The sequence below is a fragment of the Kitasatospora sp. NPDC001119 genome (assembly GCF_053598475.1).
The window spans coordinates 138,490-154,406 of record NZ_JBSFKI010000001.1; the positions used below are offsets into that span (position 1 = coordinate 138,490).

At 70.7% G+C, this 15,917-nt stretch carries 29 protein-coding genes; 16 read left to right on the plus strand and 13 right to left on the minus strand.

Annotated elements, in window-relative coordinates; translation table 11 throughout:
• Positions 1-468: 468 nt before the first annotated feature.
• The 7 genes from ACWDD9_RS00635 to ACWDD9_RS00665 form a co-directional block, all read right to left on the minus strand.
• Entirely contained in the window at positions 469-1,068 is a 600-nt protein-coding gene (locus ACWDD9_RS00635) for a phage tail tube protein (protein WP_449810419.1), read from the minus strand.
• Between the two features lie 20 nt (positions 1,069-1,088).
• The gene (locus tag ACWDD9_RS00640) at positions 1,089-1,514 is read right to left on the minus strand and encodes a phage tail termination protein (protein WP_449810420.1); all 426 of its coding nucleotides are present in this window, start codon (positions 1,512-1,514) and stop codon (positions 1,089-1,091) included.
• Positions 1,511-1,768 carry a DUF5403 family protein gene (locus ACWDD9_RS00645; protein WP_449810421.1) on the minus strand — a complete coding sequence of 86 codons (258 nt, stop codon included), beginning with the start codon at positions 1,766-1,768 and terminating at the stop codon, positions 1,511-1,513. The genes ACWDD9_RS00640 and ACWDD9_RS00645 overlap by 4 nt, the downstream gene beginning before the upstream one ends.
• A 10-nt stretch (positions 1,769-1,778) precedes the next feature.
• A complete protein-coding gene (locus tag ACWDD9_RS00650) occupies positions 1,779-2,162 on the minus strand; it encodes a hypothetical protein (protein WP_449810422.1) in 384 nt (127 codons plus the stop codon).
• Positions 2,159-2,587: a hypothetical protein gene (locus tag ACWDD9_RS00655; protein WP_449810423.1), complete on the minus strand. Its 429-nt coding sequence runs from the start codon at positions 2,585-2,587 to the stop codon at positions 2,159-2,161. Before ACWDD9_RS00655 ends, ACWDD9_RS00650 begins: the two co-directional genes overlap by 4 nt.
• Before the next feature lie 9 nt (positions 2,588-2,596).
• Positions 2,597-3,622 (minus strand): P22 phage major capsid protein family protein, encoded by a 1,026-nt coding sequence (locus ACWDD9_RS00660; RefSeq protein ID WP_449810598.1) that lies wholly within the window; start codon positions 3,620-3,622, stop codon positions 2,597-2,599.
• Between the two features lie 68 nt (positions 3,623-3,690).
• Positions 3,691-4,179, minus strand: a complete 489-nt coding sequence (locus ACWDD9_RS00665) for a hypothetical protein (RefSeq protein WP_449810424.1) — start codon at positions 4,177-4,179, stop codon at positions 3,691-3,693.
• Positions 4,180-4,333: 154 nt separating this feature from the next.
• Here ACWDD9_RS00665 and ACWDD9_RS00670 point away from each other — a divergent pair, with 154 nt between their 5' ends.
• Positions 4,334-4,759 carry a hypothetical protein gene (locus ACWDD9_RS00670; RefSeq protein WP_449810425.1) on the plus strand — a complete coding sequence of 142 codons (426 nt, stop codon included), beginning with the start codon at positions 4,334-4,336 and terminating at the stop codon, positions 4,757-4,759.
• Positions 4,760-4,826: 67 nt separating this feature from the next.
• Here ACWDD9_RS00670 and ACWDD9_RS00675 read toward each other — a convergent pair whose 3' ends face one another.
• The 6 genes from ACWDD9_RS00675 to ACWDD9_RS00700 are packed head-to-tail and all read right to left on the minus strand — an operon-like array spanning position 4,827 to position 9,661.
• Entirely contained in the window at positions 4,827-5,702 is an 876-nt protein-coding gene (locus ACWDD9_RS00675) for a VG15 protein (RefSeq protein ID WP_449810426.1), read from the minus strand.
• The gene (locus ACWDD9_RS00680; protein WP_449810427.1) at positions 5,623-7,083 is read right to left on the minus strand and encodes a phage portal protein; all 1,461 of its coding nucleotides are present in this window, start codon (positions 7,081-7,083) and stop codon (positions 5,623-5,625) included. Before ACWDD9_RS00680 ends, ACWDD9_RS00675 begins: the two co-directional genes overlap by 80 nt.
• Positions 7,083-8,744: a terminase gene (locus ACWDD9_RS00685; protein ID WP_449810428.1), complete on the minus strand. Its 1,662-nt coding sequence runs from the start codon at positions 8,742-8,744 to the stop codon at positions 7,083-7,085. Before ACWDD9_RS00685 ends, ACWDD9_RS00680 begins: the two co-directional genes overlap by 1 nt.
• 3 nt (positions 8,745-8,747) lie before the next feature.
• Positions 8,748-8,978: a hypothetical protein gene (locus ACWDD9_RS00690; protein ID WP_449810429.1), complete on the minus strand. Its 231-nt coding sequence runs from the start codon at positions 8,976-8,978 to the stop codon at positions 8,748-8,750.
• Between the two features lie 12 nt (positions 8,979-8,990).
• Positions 8,991-9,308, minus strand: a complete 318-nt coding sequence (locus tag ACWDD9_RS00695) for a hypothetical protein (protein WP_387969501.1) — start codon at positions 9,306-9,308, stop codon at positions 8,991-8,993.
• Positions 9,309-9,337: 29 nt separating this feature from the next.
• A complete protein-coding gene (locus tag ACWDD9_RS00700) occupies positions 9,338-9,661 on the minus strand; it encodes an HNH endonuclease (protein WP_449810430.1) in 324 nt (107 codons plus the stop codon).
• Positions 9,662-10,234: 573 nt separating this feature from the next.
• Between ACWDD9_RS00700 and ACWDD9_RS00705 the strand changes: the two genes are divergently transcribed.
• The 15 genes from ACWDD9_RS00705 to ACWDD9_RS00775 all read left to right on the plus strand — a co-directional run bounded on the left by ACWDD9_RS00705 (position 10,235) and on the right by ACWDD9_RS00775 (position 15,859).
• Positions 10,235-10,525, plus strand: a complete 291-nt coding sequence (locus ACWDD9_RS00705) for a hypothetical protein (protein ID WP_449810431.1) — start codon at positions 10,235-10,237, stop codon at positions 10,523-10,525.
• A gap of 32 nt (positions 10,526-10,557) precedes the next feature.
• Positions 10,558-10,767 (plus strand): hypothetical protein, encoded by a 210-nt coding sequence (locus tag ACWDD9_RS00710; protein ID WP_449810432.1) that lies wholly within the window; start codon positions 10,558-10,560, stop codon positions 10,765-10,767.
• Between the two features lie 36 nt (positions 10,768-10,803).
• Positions 10,804-11,586 (plus strand): hypothetical protein, encoded by a 783-nt coding sequence (locus ACWDD9_RS00715; protein WP_449810433.1) that lies wholly within the window; start codon positions 10,804-10,806, stop codon positions 11,584-11,586.
• Positions 11,587-11,637: 51 nt separating this feature from the next.
• Positions 11,638-11,823 carry a hypothetical protein gene (locus ACWDD9_RS00720; RefSeq protein ID WP_449810434.1) on the plus strand — a complete coding sequence of 62 codons (186 nt, stop codon included), beginning with the start codon at positions 11,638-11,640 and terminating at the stop codon, positions 11,821-11,823.
• Between the two features lie 48 nt (positions 11,824-11,871).
• The gene (locus tag ACWDD9_RS00725) at positions 11,872-12,180 is read left to right on the plus strand and encodes an antirestriction protein ArdA (protein WP_449810435.1); all 309 of its coding nucleotides are present in this window, start codon (positions 11,872-11,874) and stop codon (positions 12,178-12,180) included.
• A 102-nt stretch (positions 12,181-12,282) separates the two neighbouring features.
• Positions 12,283-12,543: a hypothetical protein gene (locus ACWDD9_RS00730; RefSeq protein WP_449810436.1), complete on the plus strand. Its 261-nt coding sequence runs from the start codon at positions 12,283-12,285 to the stop codon at positions 12,541-12,543.
• Positions 12,544-12,576: 33 nt separating this feature from the next.
• A complete protein-coding gene (locus tag ACWDD9_RS00735) occupies positions 12,577-12,831 on the plus strand; it encodes a hypothetical protein (protein WP_449810437.1) in 255 nt (84 codons plus the stop codon).
• Between the two features lie 32 nt (positions 12,832-12,863).
• A complete protein-coding gene (locus ACWDD9_RS00740; RefSeq protein WP_449810438.1) occupies positions 12,864-13,109 on the plus strand; it encodes a hypothetical protein in 246 nt (81 codons plus the stop codon).
• Positions 13,106-13,255: a hypothetical protein gene (locus ACWDD9_RS00745; protein WP_449810439.1), complete on the plus strand. Its 150-nt coding sequence runs from the start codon at positions 13,106-13,108 to the stop codon at positions 13,253-13,255. Before ACWDD9_RS00740 ends, ACWDD9_RS00745 begins: the two co-directional genes overlap by 4 nt.
• A 42-nt stretch (positions 13,256-13,297) precedes the next feature.
• The gene (locus ACWDD9_RS00750) at positions 13,298-13,774 is read left to right on the plus strand and encodes a hypothetical protein (protein WP_449810440.1); all 477 of its coding nucleotides are present in this window, start codon (positions 13,298-13,300) and stop codon (positions 13,772-13,774) included.
• A 91-nt stretch (positions 13,775-13,865) separates the two neighbouring features.
• A complete protein-coding gene (locus tag ACWDD9_RS00755; RefSeq protein ID WP_449810441.1) occupies positions 13,866-14,060 on the plus strand; it encodes a hypothetical protein in 195 nt (64 codons plus the stop codon).
• Positions 14,061-14,120: 60 nt separating this feature from the next.
• Positions 14,121-14,648, plus strand: coding sequence for a hypothetical protein (locus tag ACWDD9_RS00760; RefSeq protein ID WP_449810442.1), 528 nt, complete (start codon positions 14,121-14,123; stop codon positions 14,646-14,648).
• 96 nt (positions 14,649-14,744) lie between these two features.
• Positions 14,745-15,227 carry a hypothetical protein gene (locus ACWDD9_RS00765; RefSeq protein WP_449810444.1) on the plus strand — a complete coding sequence of 161 codons (483 nt, stop codon included), beginning with the start codon at positions 14,745-14,747 and terminating at the stop codon, positions 15,225-15,227.
• 42 nt (positions 15,228-15,269) lie between these two features.
• The gene (locus ACWDD9_RS00770; protein ID WP_449810445.1) at positions 15,270-15,479 is read left to right on the plus strand and encodes a hypothetical protein; all 210 of its coding nucleotides are present in this window, start codon (positions 15,270-15,272) and stop codon (positions 15,477-15,479) included.
• 23 nt (positions 15,480-15,502) lie between these two features.
• Positions 15,503-15,859 carry a hypothetical protein gene (locus ACWDD9_RS00775; protein WP_449810446.1) on the plus strand — a complete coding sequence of 119 codons (357 nt, stop codon included), beginning with the start codon at positions 15,503-15,505 and terminating at the stop codon, positions 15,857-15,859.
• Positions 15,860-15,917 lie beyond the last annotated feature (58 nt).

The following is a 15,917-nucleotide window of genomic DNA, read 5'->3' on the forward strand; positions in this document are numbered from 1 at the left end:
GGCGGTGAGCTCACATGGGCGACGCAGGTCTGTGCCGGTGTGCGGACCGAATACACGTGCGTTTTCCATACCTCAACAGCCTGAGGCGAGCGCAACTGGAAGGACACCCTCGTTAGGAAAAAGACCTGGAGTTCGAAATCCAGGTTCGCAACACGAGATTTCTGCACCGGCAGGCATCTCGATTCGTCTTATCGCGATTTCGCGGTAGGTCGGGTCGAGCCTGCCCAAGAACAGGTCACTCCCGATCTGCTGTCAGATCAAGGGAGTTGTAGTGCAGGTTCCTGGCTGGCTGGCGCCTGTGGTCCTCGGTGCCGCTGCGGTGGTTACGGTCCTCCGCGTGGTGCTAAGGCGCTGGATTCCGTCTCTGAGCGAGGATGCGATCATCTCGATTCGAGCGATCCGCAAGGTCCTGGCAGAGCTGCGAAAGGGCCAGGGACCGCCACAGCCGCCACTAGATCACGAGAAAGATCAGGCAGCGGGTTGAAGGCCGGCGGCCAGGTCGAACACGGGGGTGACGCTGCCGAGCGGCGTGCTCTGGTTGAGGGCCACGACGGTGGCCTTCACCGGCATCTCGCCGAGCGCGGCGGGGTCCATGGTCACCGAGTCCGCGCCGATGATCGACGTCTTCGGGTAGTGCCAGGCGACGCACTTCGCACCGTCCACGGCCGCGATCAGCAGCGCGCGATTCTGCGCGGTGGGGCTGGTCGGAATCGAGAACAGGCCCTTGGAGTCCAGACCCTTGTCGGTGCCGTAGTACAGCTTGTAGGACTCCGCGGTGAAGTCGCTGAGGTTGATCGTCACGGCGTAGGTCTTGCCGGGGTCGGTGGTCTTCAGGCTCTTGTTCTGCCAGGACCCCAATACCTCGGGCTCGTCGCCGTCGACCGACATCTCGATGCCGTTGTCGAGCGAGGTGTTGCCGATGGACTTCCAGGTCAGGCCCTCGGGGCCCCACTTGGTCGAGTCCTTCGGGTCGAAGCCCGGCTTGAGGTCGGGCAGCGCGGTGCCCGGCGGGGCGACGTAGATGTATCCGGTGCCCGGTACCAGGACCGGGGCGTCGTCAGCAGCCATGCTGACTCCTTTCCGGCCCGTCAGCGGGGCCTTGTAGCGATCATGTAGTTGGCCGAGAACCGGTAGAAGTCCGGTTGCGCCTCGGTCATCGGGTCGGTCGTCATGAACGGCCCCGTCGCCTCCCGGAACCGGGACAGGTGGCCCTCGTCGTTGCCGAACTGCTCGAAGGTCAGGCGGACCAGGCCGGCGCGGGCGCGGCGGGCGAGCAGGGAGGCGTCCGCGCGCGAGGGGGCGTAGGCCTGGACCGTGAACATGCCCTCGTCGATGAAGCGTTTGTCCTTCATCGTCCCGCCGACGCGGCGGGCGATCACCAGGCCGCCGGCCTCGCGCAGGGCGAGCTGCCAGTCGGTGGGCAGGTAGACCGCGCAGCGCACGCCGGGAAGGGCGGTGCGCAGGGCGTCCAGGACGAGGCGCTCGGAGTCGGGCATCAGGTAGGGCTCGGTCACCACAGGGCGGCCTCCATCGCGTGGATGCCGTCCACGGGGCGCCCGGCCCGCTCGTTCCATCCGCCCCAGTTCTTGTGGGCGGCCAGCGGGTCCTCGTTGACGATGGCGTAGCCCTTGGCATGCCGCTTGACCTTCAGTCCGGCGATGAACTCGCCGGTGTCGATGTGCAGCGCGGCCTTCGCGACGACGCGGGCCTTGCGCTCCTCGGCTTCGAGCCGGAGGGCGCCCATCACGCCGGGCAGACCGGCGATCACGGAGTCAAGGTCAGGACGGATCTCCGCCACTCTGGCCACCGCCTTCCACGATCACGGTCACGAAGCGCATGCGGTCGCTCGCGCCGTGGTGGGCACGCGGGGCGTCCACCACGGCCCAGCGGGTACCGGGGTCGCCGTCGTCGGCGAACTCCAGGGCGGACCACTTGTCGATTTCGATGTCCGGGCCGAACAGCACCTTGCGGCGGATCGGCGGGGACCAGCCGACCTGAGCGCCGACCGGGGCCCGCCAACCTGCGGCGTCGCCGACCGGGGCGACCCACGCCGAGTACGTGGTGCTCGGGCCGGGTGCCGGCCGACGGTCGCCGTAGCCGTCATCGACCATGACCACGGTGTGGACGGTCACGCGGGTGCGGCCGCGTTCCAGCAGGCTCACGCCGTACCCCAGGAGTCCTCGGGGTCCGGGAACGGGTAGCCGCTGCGCATCCCGCGCGAGGCGACCTCGCGGCGGGCCTGCACGGAGCGCAGACCCCCGCGGCCTGCCGTCCGCTCGATCAGGGCGACCTCGCCCCGGGTCAGGGTCAGGCCGATCGGCGTGCCGTCCGGCATGCGGTAGGAGACCTCTCCGGCCTGCTCCTGCACGTACCCCTCAGGGTTGCGGAAGCGGCGGTCGGCGACGGCCAGGGCCAGGGTGCGGATCACCGGTGGGTGCCGTTCGGGCGACCAGGCGGGGTGGCCGGTCGCGGCGATCACCCAGAAGGCGTCTTCGAGCGCGGCGTTGGCCCGCTCCCAGTCCGGGGTACCGGGTTCGGGGGCGGGCTTGCCCAGGCGCTTGAAGAGGTCGGCGACATCGAGCGCCACGCGGCCCCCTTACTTCGCGGCGGTGGCGGCCGGCTCGCCGGTGAACGTGACCTTGACGCCGCGGACCTTGACGATGTTCTTCGGGTCCTGCCAGTTGGTCTCGCCCTTCTTCAGGTCGGTGACCAGGGTGGCGCCCCAGTAGGAGGAGAGGAAGGAACGCTCCATCGCCGCGCCGCTGTTGTAGTCCTTGATCCAGCGCAGGGCGAAGCCCTCCGCGCTCTGCCGGCCGCCCTTCGCGGACTCCGGGACGGACGGCGCGCCGGAGACGAGCTGGATCGCGGAGCGGTGGAAGGCGTACACGCCCAGCGGGTTGAGCTTGTCGTTCGTGGACTCCACCAGGCGGAAGCCGTGGATACGCCCGAGGGTGCTCTCCTTCAGGGCCGCGCCGCCGTCGGCGTGCTCGTTGGCCTTGAGGATGTTCGGGTCGTTGAGGAGGTAGAACGCGGCCTCGGAGCCCAGGACGACGGTCCGGCCCTCGCTCGGGATGTTCTCCTTGTTGAGCTGGACACGCAGGCGGGCGAGGGCCTTGCGGATCATCTGGCCGGCCTGCTCGTCGCTGCCCGCCTTGGTGAGGTCGGCCGGGATCTTCGCGGCGGTGGCGACCTCGGGGAACTCGGTCATCGCGCTCGCGACCTTGTTCTCCAGGCGCTCGGTGATGGAGTCGATCTGCGGGACCATGACCTGCTCGCCGAACGACAGGAGATCCAGGGAGAGTTCGGCGTCGGAGAGGTCCACCGCGGAGTAGGCGTGGGTGTCGATCTTGACCGTGAGCAGGCCCTCGTTCAGGTTCTCCGACTGGATCCAGGTGGAGGCGTCGTTGAACTTGCGCTTGGCGTCGATGGCCTCCTCCGCGCCCTTCAGGCGGGCGGGGCGGCGGATGTTGATGACCTGGCCGGTGGCGTTGACGAACTCGGACGCGGCCCGGCGGTCGAACATGCCCGCCAGGACCACGGAGTCCTTCAGGTTGGCGAGAGCCGCCTGGACGAGCTTGTCGGGGTTCTGGAAGGCGTTGGCCCGGTTGCTGTTGAGAGAGATGGCGCTGTTCCTCGGGAAGACGGAAGGCCGCCCCGGGACGGGACGGCCTCATGCGGTGCGGGTGGGGGTCAGATGCCGTAGCGGCGGCGGCGCAGCGTCTCGGCGAGGCCCTTGTACGGGTCGGGCTCGGAGTGCGGGGTCAGCCCGCCCGCGCCCAGCAGCGGCTTCGGCGCGGCGACGGCGGCCAGCTGCTCGGCGTGCGCCCGTACGGCGGCCTCGTCACCGCCCTGGACCAGGGCTGCGAGGACCGGCGGCAGCGCGTACTCGGCGGCGATCCGGTCCCGAAGGGCCTGCTGCTGGAGCTGGGCCACCTGGGCGCGCAGCTCGTCCGCTTCGACGCCGGCCTCGGTGGAGCGCTCGCGGGTGGCGTCCAGGTCGGCCTGCATCTTCTCGTACAGCGCCCGGTAGTCCGGCTCCACCGGCCTCGGGACGGCGCTCTCCTCGCCGCCCTCCGGGGCCGGGGCCTCGGGCTGCTCGGCGACGGCGGGCAGGGTGTCCGGGTGGGCCACGCCGCCGGGGATCGCCTCGGCCGGGGTCGGGGTCGGGGTCTCGGACATATCTCTCCTAAGTTCGTGAGTCTGGCGGGCCCGTCCGACGCCCGAAAGGGTGAATAGGCGGGCGAGTCCGCCGCCGCCAGGGCCTTCTGGCCCTAGCGTCACCCTCGTCTTGTTCCAACTAAGGGAAATTGAGGGGATCATGGCCAACGACCACGTGATCGTTCACGGTGAGCGCGGCTGCAAGGGCAAGAGCCAAACCTTGCAGCCCGGCGCGTACGACACGAGCGCGCTGGATGACAACGACTTCATCAGCTCGGTGACCATCCCGAAGGGGTGGACGGTGACGCTGTACGAGGACTCGAAGTTCGCCGGCCGCAGCAAGACCCTCACTGCGACGGGTGACGTAGGCGACGACTTCGACAACATCACCTCCTCCCTGACCGTCTCCAGCCCGGACAAGGAGGCGATCGTCAAGGTCGGCGATAGCCACAAGGACGGCAAGGGCGCCACAATCACGATCGAGCAGAACGACGTGGACGTCGACGCCAAGTCCCTCCTCAAGCTGACCCAGAGGTTCCCTCCGAGGTACGAGCAGATCATGGTCCTCAGCTTCACCATGGTGATCGACGAGCCCCAGTAGGCGGCCCGAGCCGTTCACCGCAGCCCCGCTGGCCAGTCCGGCGGGGCTGCGGTAGTGCTTGTGGTATCTAGGTCTTGCTGTAGTAGGTGCGCCAGTCCGCCAGGGAGCCGCCCCCGAAGTCCTTCCACATCCGGGCGAACCTGTGGTTCTCCGAGGGGAGTTGGTAGCGGCGGGAGAAGATGGGGACCGGCTGGCAGTGGCAGTGCAGGTGCGCGCCGAACGCGGCCGTGCGCTTCGACTTGTAGATCGCGCCGCGCGAGGCCATGAGCGCGCAGAAGTAGCAGGGCGAGCTGTCGGTCTTGCGGTAGTAGCCGATCGCCCCGGGGTCGTCCTGGAGCGCGGCGTGGATCGCGTCGCGGCCGGCGTCCTGGACGAGCATCCCGCCTGCCCCGGTGCTGCCGGTGCGCAGCGTCTCCAGGAACTCCTTCTCCCAGGCGATCAGCTCGGCGTCGTCCAGCGCGGCCGAGCCCTGCCGGTCGCGCTTGGCGACGCGGTCGGCGACCTGGTGGCGGAACGCCTTGGCGGCGCGCTCGGCCTCGCGGGCGACGTCTTCGGCGGGGAAGGGGTTGCGGGTGTCCACGGGCAGAGGCGTTGACGGTCCGGAGCCGGTCCGCTTGCCCGTGAGCTTGTTGAAGTCGGCCCACAGGGAGCCGAGCGAGGCCCCCGGGCGGTAGCCGGGGCCTCCGATCACGCGGCCGGTCTCCAGCGCCCGGACCAGCCGGTAGAAGGCGATCGACAGCGCGCGGGAGGCCGCCGCGGATTCGTGGACCGCCGCTGCGTACTCGGCTTCGAGCTCGGTCAGCGAGCTGGCGATGTCGCGGGCCTCGACGGCGGCCAGGGCCTCCGCCCAGCGGGCCGCGAACCTACCGGCCAGCGCTTCCTGCGCGAGCTGGTACGCGGCCACCGCCCGCAGGATCTCGGCGGACCTTGGAATCCACACCACCGGCCGCCTCCTTCTGCTGCTTCAGGGCCTCGGCTTCGGCCTGCTCCGCCTTGCGGGCGGCCTCCTCGGCGGCCTTCACCGCCTCGTCGATGTCGGCCTGGCTGAAGCCAGGCACCTTGCGCAGCGCGACGGCGAGGGGGACGCCTTGCTGCATCAGCTTGACCATGGCGTCGGCGGCCTGCGCGAGGCTGCGGGTGGCCTTCTCGGCCCACTCGACCTGGCTCTCGTCCTGTTCGATCTCGCCCCGGCCGGCTGCGACGGCGCACAGCCGGAACACGCTCTCCCAGGACTCGCCCAGCGAGTCCTGGAGCGTGGACAGGAACCGCTTGAAGCTGGTCTCCGCTGCCGCGAGGGCGTCGGCGCTCAGGTTCACCAGGTTCGACCCGGCGAGGTAGTGCGGCGGCACGTCGGCCAGACCCATGATCTCTTCGATCGTCTGACGGCGGGAGGCCAGCAGGTCGCCGGTCGGCATCGCGGGGAGCTGCCCGAACTTGGCGTCGCTGTTGGGCGCCATCAGCAGAGTGGAGGGGTCCAGCGAGGGAACGTCGTACACCGGCTCGCCGGTCTCCGGGTCGCGCAGCGGGTCACCGGTCTCGGGGTCCAGGCGCTCGGAGGGGGCGAGGCCGGTGGCGAAGCGGATCGCGTGGGCGCCCCAGTGCTCGGTGAGCAGCAGGGACAGCGTCTGCTGGTTGAGGCGGTCCTGCGGCGTGATCAGGGGTTCCACCAGGCCCCTCGTTCGGCCCCGGAGGTCCACGGCCGGGGAGAAGCGCACCACCGGGCACACGTTCATGCCGTGCGGCTCGAAGCCGAGCACCGCGGCCTCCGGCTCGGCCTCCAGGTCGACGGTGTACCGGCCCACGTCGTCCCACAGCCAGGCGAGCGTGCGGTGCTCGTCCGGCTGGTGCTCGGGTACGTGCAGCGCGTACACCGGGAACTCGTCCCACGCCGGGTCGGTGTACACGGCGACGGTGTTGATCCCGTCGTATGCGCGGATCGCGGGTTCACGGCGGCCCTTGCGCGGGTCCGGGGTGACCACCACGTAAGCCGCGCCGCTGGTGAGCGCGGCGCGGTGGACGGCGTTCTGGCGCTCGTCCAGCCGGTTGTTCTGCCAGTACTTCCACTCGTACGCGTTCTCGCCGCTGCCCGGCTTGCGGAAGCCCTGCACGCGCAGGGCGTTCAGCGGGGCCTCCACCGCCAGGGCGGAGACGTTCACGATCGAGCGCTTCACGAGGTCCTTGAACTCCGCGTTGGCCTTGGCCGGCATCCACGGCGCGCGGTGCAGGCCGCGGGCGTAGCGGTCGACCAGGTTCAGGCGTTCGGCGTCGCGGTCGATCAGGCCTTTCGCGTGCCGGGCACGCGTCAGGACGGCGGGGAGGGACATCAGAACCCTCCTCGGGTCTGTAGCGTTCCGGGCTGCTTAGGGGGCTTGAGCTTGCCGCTCTCCATGAGGCGGCGCAGGGCGATCCAGGCGATCACCATCGTGGCGTAGAGGTCGACCTTCAGTTTCGACTCGCGGGACTCCTTGCCGAACCCGATGCCGAACTTGTTCGGGCGCTTGCGGGCGTTCATGGTGTGCCGGGTCAGCGAGTAGTCGCGCACGTGCGGGAGGGCCTGGGCCTCGATCGCGCCGACCATCGCCATGTGTTCGACCGTGATCTCGCGTTGGTTGGCGCGCATGTCGAACCCGACCGACGACTTCCCGGACGCCTTGATCAGCAGGTGCTTGCCGTAGGTCTCCGACCAGTCGGCGATGCGGCCCTCCCAGCCGTTCACGTCAGCGAAGAACGCCACGACGGTGTACTTCTGGAAGACGTGGTCGACCATGTCGTTGACCTCGGCCCCGTCCACTTCCCAGTTCTTGCCGGCCGGGCCGTCCGGCTTCTCCCACAGCGCGAGCGGCTGCACCAGCCGGTCCCGAACGCGCATGCCCAGCAGGGCAGTCGAGTCGTCGGTCTTGCCGCCGTCGAAAGCCAGGACGATCCGCTCGCCGGGCTTGATGCCGTCGGCCGGCTCCACCGTGGCCAGGTCCCAGGTGTCCCGGTCGACCAGCGCATCGTCGTGCGAGCTGAGCTGGTTCAGGTACTTCCGGCGGGACTCGTCCTCGGACGTGCTGGCCGACCAGATGTCCTTCATCACCCGGGCCGGGTTGATCCAGACCGAGTCGCCGCGGGCGCACAGGATCGCGGCGCGCAGCTGGTCCTCGTCGGCGAGGTCGACGCCGGGCGGGGCCTCCACCGAGTCGTAGTAGATGCCCGCGTCGCGGTTGATGCCGTCGCGCTGCTTCTCCCAGGCGTACCACGTGCCCTCGGCCACCGACTCCTCGCCGATCACCGGGGCGTTGGTGATCTCCATCGTCCGCCCACCCACCTTCGTGGCGTTCGGGCGGATCGTCGCGGCGAGGCGGGGGCCGTGGTTGCCCTCCACCCAGTGCCACGTCTCATTCAGCAGCGCGAACGACGGGCGCCCGCCCTCCGCAGCGCGGAACGACGACGCCTTCGCCTCCAGACGGCACTGCCGGCCGTCGGTGTCGGTCTGCGAGGCGTAGCAGACCTCCTGGCCCAGCTTGATCGCGTACCGGTCGATGGCGGCCTGGGAGAAGATCGTGCTCAGCGCTGACATCGTGTTGACGTTCTGGCCGGCCGCCGTCGCGAAGATCTGCACCCAGCTCTCCTGCGGCGGGCCGCCGACCGGCGAGCCGTCTTCGCGGAAGCCCACCAGGCGGCAGGGGCCGACGAACTCCATCGCGCAGACCGAGGCCATCGCGGGGTCCTTGCCCCAGCCCTTCAGGCGGCGCAGGGTGCCGGACTCGTGCCGGAATCCGCGGCCCCAGGTCTCGGGGTCGTTCGGGTCCTCGGGCACGGCGTCGTCGCGCAGCTCGTACCAGCGCGCCAAGATCCTGACCTGCTCCGGGGTGTACTTCCAGTCCGGCCGGAACGCGCGGGCGCTCCAGCGCAGCAGCTCACCCGCCAGCGTGCGGTGCGGGTGAGGAACGGTGTCCGGGATCGTGCGGAGCGGCTCGTAGGTGATGGTCAGGACGGCCACCTCCTACGGCTGGACTGCCTCCCGGCGGGCGCGGTCCTCCAACAGCCGGGCCGCCTCCATGGAGACGTGCTCACCGGCCGCGAAGGGCGAGTTCATGTCGTGGGCCCACAGCTCGCGGGCGACAGCGTGCGGGACCTCGGAGTCCAGGCACGCCTCGTAGTAGACGATGGTCCGCGCGATGCGCAGGGACTCGTCCGAGGGGCCGGCGGCCCGTGCTGCCTTGCGGCGTGCCACGGCGGGCTCCTCTCAGACTCGGTTGCCCCAGCGGGCGCCCACGGCGTCGCGGGCGTTGTGGCCACGGCGGTTGCCGTCGCCCTCCCCGCGGATCTTGGCGAGGTGGCCGGCGGCCTGCGTGCGGTTGAGCTGGGCCTGCGCGATGCCGGGATGGAGAACCATCATGTCCTTCCGGTTCCCACCCTCGATCATCTGGCCCTCGCGCTTCACCACGGCGTCGAGCTGGGCCGCGCGGGCGAGCATCGGCGCGGCGACGTCGATCAGCGCGAGGTCGGTCGGCTCAAGGTCGAGTTCGGTTTCGTACAGCTCGACCAGCGCGGCGCGGATCACCGCCGGGTTCTTCTCGGTCGGGTCGACGTTCAGCGGACCTCCCCGGGGTGTGGTCGGCGTGTTCGGGCGGGCTGCCAGCGATCCGCGGCGGCCCTCTTGCGGGCGCGGCCGGCGTCGGCCGCGTCCTTGCGGAGCACGTGCCAGTCGCACAGGGCGCGGAGGTTGGCGGGGTCGTCGGAGCCGCCTTCGGAGGCGGGAACGATGTGGTCGCAGTGGCGCGCGGGCTCGGCGCACGGATCGCCGGTGTCGTAGCGGACGTGCTGGCAGCGCCAGGCGTCGCGGTTCATCACCGCGCGGCGAAGGCGGGCCCAGTGCGGGGGAAGAGGAGTCGTCCGGCGCGAACTCGCGGCCACGGCAGCCTCCTTGAAGCGCAGGGCCCCGCCAGGTGCTCGACCTCGACCGGGGAGAGAGGGCCGGTCGGGGAGCGTTGCCCTGGCGGGGCTACGGGCGGAGGCCGGCCGGGGTGCCGCTGCAACGGGGTGCGCGCACGCGCGCGAAGCCGCCTCCACATGTATTAAGCGGGGGCGGTTAACACGCGGCCGACGCCCGCGGCCTCACTCTCCGCATTCAGTGCGTGGCAATGAGTTTATCCCCACTGGTCACACTGCGTGAATCAGCTGGAAGAAGGGGTCGGCCGGCGTTCGTATCGGATCTCGACTGCTATGACGCTCCGGGCAATAAAAGGAAACGCGCGGGAGTCACCCCCCGGGGTGCATTTCGATAAACACGAGACGCACGTCACACCGGCTGAACTTGCGCTCTGAGCTGCATGTTTGCTTCATTGGAATTGCTCGGCCGGTCCGCCGAAGTGCAGCGAAGCGAAATGCCGCCGCCACGGACGAATTCACCGCCGAAGCGATCGGATTGAAATCCCCCTGAATGGCGGCGCGCAATGGCCGCGCCCCTCGGCCCTGAAAGTTGTCACTGTGCGTAAGAATCTCGCTCCCGCCGCCCTTGCTCTGGCCATGTTCCTGGCCGGGTCGCCGTGGCAGACCCACAACTGGGGCGGAACGGCCGCAGCAGCCCTGCTGACCGGCCTGCTGGCCCACGGGGGCAGGCAGGTGCCCGGTCTGGTCAAGCGGGCCATCCAGAGCCCGGCTGTGGCTGCTGTGGAGCCGGAGCCGGTGACCGTCGCCCCCGCCCCGGTGAACGCCTACGACCGCGACCGCGCCGACGTCCCCACCCGCCGGGGCAAGCGCAAGCGCAACGCCCGCTGACCACCCCGGCTCAACCCTTCGGAGAACCCACGATGAACCGCCGCCGCACCCTCGCCGTGATCGCCCTGTCCGCCGCAACTGCCTTCGGTGGGTGGCTGGTTGGCCACACGACCACCGCACCGGCCAACAGCGACCCCGCACAGGTGACCGCCTTCAACGACGGGTGGGCTGAAGCCATGGTCGACGCCTGCGAGCAGGGCAGCGCGTACGCCTGCGACTGGCTCACCACCATCACCCGCTGACCCGCCCCGAGCCGCACCACCGCAAGGAACACGATCATGAGCACCACCCTGACCGCCGAACTCCTCGCCGCCACCGAACACCACTGCCACGCATGGGACTTCATGAACCGCATGGAAGCGGAAGCGGACGCCTACGGCTGGGCCAGCCTCGGCATGGTCATGGACGGCGCAGGCAGCCCCCTGGAGGACGGGGAAGGCTGGCACCAACACGAGTCGGACGCCGTCCGCGCACAGTCCAACTGGCAAGCCGCATGCCGGATCATGGGCGACGCCGCCGGGGAGCGCGGAACCCTGTGGGACACCTGCGGCGAAGGCATCATCTACGACGCCGACTCGTTCCTGGCCAGCGATGCGGCGCGCCGGATCGCGGACAGCCTGGCCGGGTACCCGCTGCTGGACGACGACGACCACACCGAGCGGGAACACGCCGCGATGGTGGAAGAGATCGAGGGCTCACCCCTCACCCTGCCGGATGGGGTCGACGGGGAGGAAGTGCTCCGCAAGCTGTCGTGCCCCTCGCTCGGAGAGATCACCATGTCCATAGTCGAAGACGTCCTGTCCGGCATGGGATACACCGCCTGCTCCGACTGCGACGAGTGGCTGACCCCCACGGACGCCCGGCGCGGTGAGCCGCTGTGCCGCGACTGCGCGCTCAACGAGACGTCCCACCCCGACACCGGCAAGCCCCTGACCGCCGTCCTGACGCCCTACCTCACCGGCTACGCCACCCAGCACGGGGCCGCGTACCGCGAAGACGTCCGCGCCATCGTCCGGGGCTCCGCGCAGGGATACCGCGCCGTGTACGGCCGCGCCGCCTGACAACAGGCCCCACCCCCTCCAACTCCCCAGCACAGAACGGAAAGCACCACCATGACCCGCGCCACCGCCCTTGCCCTGTCCGGCTACTGGCCCCGCCTCGCCAAGCTCGGCATGGACCACCCGGAGAACGTCAGCGCGATGTTCGACGCGTTCCGCGACATGCGCCACGACCCGGAGTACGCCCGGGGTCTCGACCTCCTGCTGGACGAGCTGTTCGACGCCCCCGACACCGTCTGACGCCCGGCCCCACCCAACGCCCCGCACCGACCCGAGAGAGACCCCACCGTGAGCCGCACCGCCGACTACCTGACCGAGCTTGCCGAAGATGCCGGAGTCGTCGCCGAGCTGGAAGCCCTCACCGCCTACGCCGCGTACGTGGGCAACGCCGAGTACGCCGTAGCCACCTTCGAAGACGCCTACGAGGGCGAGTGGGACAGCCTGGAGGACTTCGCCCACGACCAGCTCATGGAGACGGACGACGAGTACCGCGCGGCCGTCGAAGGATGCCGGGGATGGCGTCCCCAGCTGGACCTGATCGCCTGGCAGTGCGACTACGCCCACACCGCCAGCGGGCACCTCTTCCGGTCCCTCTGAGCTGTGCGCCCCTGGTGAGGGCCCAGCCCCCACGCCGGGCCCCCGCCAAGGGTGCACAGACACCAGGCCCCACCCCCCAACCGCCACCACGGAGGCACAGCCATGCCCGCAACCCTGACCACCCCCACCACCCCGGAACTGCGCTGCCCGTGCGGCGGAACGTTCACGATCACCGTCCCCGCGTTCCTGCACGTCGTCCAGGACGAAGACGGCAGCGTGGAACTCATCGGCACCGGCCTCGACGTGGAGAACGCCAAAACCGAGTGCGACTCCTGCGACCAGGCCGCGCCCGCCCACCTGGACGACACGATCAGCAACGCCGTGTGCAGCGCCGACAACGAGTTGTGCGGCATCTACCTCTAACCCCCACCCCCCTCACCCCGGACCGGAGCCCCCGTGACCACCGCCGCCCGACTGCGTGCCGTCCTCGCCGCCCACACCACCTTCGAGAACGAGTGGGAGCAGGCGTTCCACGCCATCCCCTCCTACAACCCCGACCCGGCCGAAGGCGAGTTCCACACCAGCGACGACGACTGCGACCACTACGACGACCTGTGCGCCGCCCGCGAACGCGCCTCCCGCGACCAGCTGTTCGCCACCGCCGAAGCCCTGGACGCCCTCCTGCGCGACCTCGAAGCCGCCACCGCCTGACACCAGGCCCCACCCCCCGAAGGAACAGCGCCATGACCACCATGCAGCTCCAGGCCCTTGTCGACCGCGTCCGGGAGAACGAAGCCGACTGGGAAACCCTCTTCTACGACCGCATCCCGACCTACGACCCCCACCACCCCGACCAGCCCGCCGAAGACCGGTACATGGGTGCCTACGACGAGGCGAACGCCGACCGCGCCCACCAGTGCCGGGAACTGCTGCTCGACCTCACCGCCGAACTCGAAGCGCTCATCCGTGGGACGGAGAGCGGCCGGTGATCCGGGCCGCCGACGTCGAACCGGACCCCGCCGAGCTGGACGAACTGCGCGCCCGCGTCACGGCAGTCACCGCCGCGAACACCGCGCTGCGGGCAGAACTCGCGGACCTCCGGGCGGCCGTCCTCCGCCTCCTCCAGCGCCACTGACACCAGGCCCCACCCCCGCACCACCGAAGGAACAGCACCACCATGAACACCCCCGGCACCTACGACTACGACACCCTTGTCGGCCAGCTCGGCGACCACGCCGCAGGGAACGGCGCGATGGCGTACGGCACCGAAGCCGACAGCCCGAGCACCAGCCCCCACCTCCTGACGCAGCGCCTCGCCCGCCACGCCGTCCACCACGGCGCGACCCTCACCCCCGAAGCCGGTGGAGCCGTCGCCGTCGAATGGCCCCGCCCCGACCGCACCGTCCGCGTCGTGTGGCGGCCGGTGATCCGGGCGGGGTGGGTCGACCTGTCGGAGGAACTGCCCGAGTGGACCGCCGACAGCCGGGCCTACGGCAAGGGCGCCCTGGACGCGAGCAGGCTGCGCGGCTGGCGGCTCAGCCGTGAAGGGTTCCGCGCCTGGGCCGAAGCCACCGGCGGGACGGGCGACGACGGCGAGTGGTTCGCCTACGCGACCGGCCAGACGGACTGGTGGATCTCCTACGACGGCCGCTGACACCAGGCCCCACCCCCGGCCGGCGTCACCCGCCCCGATGCCGGCCGGGCCCCACTGCCCTGCCACCACACCCCACCTATAGGAGACAGCTGTGCCCCGCTTCGCCGTCTACATCGACAACACCGAGACTTTCCGCTTCGTGGTGGAGGCCGACGACTACGACGCGGCCGAAGCCGCCGCCATGTCGGTGTTCGAGAGCGACGCCCGCGCCGACGCCTACAGCCACGGCCACGAACCGACCGTCCACGACCCCGAGCCCCTGGACGCGCTCCTGGCCGCCGCGTGACCCTCCGCCGCTGACACCAGGCCCCACCCCCTCCCGCACCACCGAAGGAACAGCGCCACCGTGACCGCCCCCGCCGCCCTCACCACCACGCTTCGCCTGCCCTACCAGCACGAGGAGAAGGGCCAGTTCACGACGAAGCACCGCACCGTGGCCGTCACCACCCCGGCCGACCAGCGCGGCGCACAGACGAAGCACACGAAGGCTGTGCAGCTCGCCCTGGACCTGCCCAAGGTCAGCAGCCCCGGCAGCGCGGTGAAGATCGGGCCCGACCCCCGCCCCGCCACGAAGCCCAGCCGGACCCGCACGAAGGGGGCGGGGTGGCAGCGCTGGACCGAGCCCGACGGCACCGTGCGCTACGGCGTCGCCAGCGACACCCACCCCCGCGAGCTCGGACTCGCCTGCCCGCCCGTCGCCAAGACCCGAGCCCGGTACCGCGTCGTCGTCCCCGCCGACGGCGGAGAACCCTTCGCCATCGTCACCGCCCCCGGCCACCCGTGGATGCGCGACCGCGACACCGAGATGATCCCCGCCCTCCTCCAGGACTGCCTGCCCGGCCTGCTCGTCAACGGCACCGAACTGGCGGCCTGACCCGCCCCGGTGCGGCCCGGAGCACACGTCCGGACCGCGCCGACGCCCGGCCAGACCCCAGGCCCCACCCCCGAGCAGCACCGGAGAACAAGCAGCATGCCGAAGTACATCGTTGCCGTGGACATCATCGACGTGCACGTGGTGCCCGTCCTCGCCGACAGCCCCGAAGCCGCCCAGGACGCGGCCGAACGCATCCTCCAGGCCGACCGGACGACGTGGTACGACCATACCGAGCCCCTGGTCGTCGGCGACGCCCTCACCGAAGCCGAGTGGGACGCCGAGCAGGAAGCCGACAACCGCCGCCGCAGCACCTGGCACCAGGCCCCTCCCCGGGCCCGCCGGCCGAAGCAGGACACCCCTGCGGCCAAGTTCAAGGCGCCCCGTACCGACCACCACGCCGACGGCACCGAATGCCCGCCCACCCACAAGCACACCAGCTCGGGCAAGCCCCTGACCGAGGGCTGCCCCGGCCGGGCCTACTCGAAGGCCGTGTGCACCTGCGGGTGGGAGACGAAGAACGCAGGCAAGGGCTACACCGACGAGACCCGCCGCCGGCACCTCGCCACCGAACACCGCTGAACCCCCGCTGACACCAGGCCCCACCCGCCCCCGGAGAACCCCGTGCACGACACCCCCGAGCCGCTGCGGGTCATGGACCTGCCACGCCATCTGACCTTCGGCTACGCCCGCCCCGGCACCCCACCGCACGCCACCCTCGTGGACGGACCCGACCGCCGAGCGCTGTGCAGCCCCGACACCCCGCTCACCCCGGACTGGGCCCTCAACGGTGACCCGCTCTGCCCGGCCTGCGCGCCCCTCGTCCACCCCTGACCCCGCACCCCCCGGAGACACCAGTGCCAGCCCCCACCCGATACACCCTGACCTACCCGACCGCCCACCCCGAGCAGCCGCCGATGGCCGTCCGGCTCACCGTCGCCCCCGACGCCACCGGCACCTGGACCGTCGAGAGGCAGCCGTACGGAGCGGCCGGCCGAATGCCCACCGGCGACCAGCCCCGCCAGTACTACGGAGACGACGCCCAGGCCCGCGCCGAAGCCGCCTACCGGGGACTCGTCGTCCGGGAGTGCCTGCACCTCGGGCAGCTCCTCGACGTCACCCTGGAGCCCCGGGACATCCGCTTCCACGACGGCCACCCCACCATCGACGGCATGGACGCCGGCCAATGGCTCGAAGCCCTCGGCACCGACTGACCCACCCCGCCGACACCAGGCCCCGCCCCCGCCTCCGGGTGAGGGTGGGGTGTGCCGA

What these genes read in the sequence shown, in the direction of transcription:
- ACWDD9_RS00635 (WP_449810419.1), bottom strand. Translation starts at nt 1,068, where the DNA reads ATGGCTGCTGACGACGCCCCGGTCCTGGTACCGGGCACCGGATACATC.
- ACWDD9_RS00665 (WP_449810424.1), bottom strand. Translation starts at nt 4,179, where the DNA reads ATGTCCGAGACCCCGACCCCGACCCCGGCCGAGGCGATCCCCGGCGGC.
- ACWDD9_RS00680 (WP_449810427.1), bottom strand. Translation starts at nt 7,083, where the DNA reads ATGTCCCTCCCCGCCGTCCTGACGCGTGCCCGGCACGCGAAAGGCCTG.
- ACWDD9_RS00710 (WP_449810432.1), top strand. Translation starts at nt 10,558, where the DNA reads ATGAACCGCCGCCGCACCCTCGCCGTGATCGCCCTGTCCGCCGCAACT.
- ACWDD9_RS00715 (WP_449810433.1), top strand. Translation starts at nt 10,804, where the DNA reads ATGAGCACCACCCTGACCGCCGAACTCCTCGCCGCCACCGAACACCAC.
- ACWDD9_RS00720 (WP_449810434.1), top strand. Translation starts at nt 11,638, where the DNA reads ATGACCCGCGCCACCGCCCTTGCCCTGTCCGGCTACTGGCCCCGCCTC.
- ACWDD9_RS00730 (WP_449810436.1), top strand. Translation starts at nt 12,283, where the DNA reads ATGCCCGCAACCCTGACCACCCCCACCACCCCGGAACTGCGCTGCCCG.
- ACWDD9_RS00740 (WP_449810438.1), top strand. Translation starts at nt 12,864, where the DNA reads ATGACCACCATGCAGCTCCAGGCCCTTGTCGACCGCGTCCGGGAGAAC.
- ACWDD9_RS00750 (WP_449810440.1), top strand. Translation starts at nt 13,298, where the DNA reads ATGAACACCCCCGGCACCTACGACTACGACACCCTTGTCGGCCAGCTC.
- ACWDD9_RS00765 (WP_449810444.1), top strand. Translation starts at nt 14,745, where the DNA reads ATGCCGAAGTACATCGTTGCCGTGGACATCATCGACGTGCACGTGGTG.